Source organism: Mesorhizobium sp. P5_C1 (assembly GCF_054049815.1).
The window spans coordinates 1-653 of the sequence record NZ_JBFULQ010001312.1 but is presented as its reverse complement, the minus strand read 5'-3'; the positions used below and the strand labels follow the sequence as shown (position 1 = coordinate 653).

The following is a 653-nucleotide window of genomic DNA, read 5'->3' as shown; positions in this document are numbered from 1 at the left end:
GGTCTATCTGGAGCTTGTCAGAGCCTTGATGTCCGGCCAGTTCTTGCCCGGCCAGAAGCTGACATCGCGCAAGCTCGCCAAGGAACTCGGCACCAGCGACATGCCGGTGCGCAGTGCCTTCATGCGGCTGCAGGCGCTGCGGGCGCTGAGCCCGATGCCGAACGGCAGCGTGGAAGTGCCAGTCATTTCGGCAGAGCGATTTTCGCAGTTGACCGCCGTGCGGACGATCCTCGAAGGCTCTGCGACCGAATTTGCGACAAAGCTCATCAACGGCAACAACCTGCGGACGATCCGACGCCACTCCACCGACCTGACTTTGGCGGCCCGCAAGGGCGATATCGATGACTATCTGCGGAAGAACTACGACTTCAAATTCTCGATCTATCGCCATTGCGGCAACGAGCAGATGATCTTCCTGATCGAAACCGTCTGGATGCAGGTCGGCCCTTTTCTGAGGAACCTGGCCATGGGGTTCGAGGACGATCTCGCCTCCATTCTCGACATCGACTATCACGAGGAGGTCGTCGCGGCGATCGAGGCCCAGGACGGGGAGCGCGCGCGCACGGCCATCGTTCGCGACATCGACGAGGGCGCCACGCATATTCTCCAGCAGGCCCGGTTTCCGGAGCCGAGAGCCTAGAGCGGTTCACCGT

The 653-nt window shown here is 61.4% G+C and carries 1 protein-coding gene; it reads left to right on the top strand.

Annotated elements, in window-relative coordinates; all coding sequences use genetic code 11:
• A partial coding sequence (locus ACXJ7R_RS35565; RefSeq protein ID WP_457155865.1) for a GntR family transcriptional regulator occupies positions 1–640 on the top strand: 640 nt, incomplete at its 5' end.
• Between the last annotated feature and the right edge of the window lie 13 nt (positions 641–653).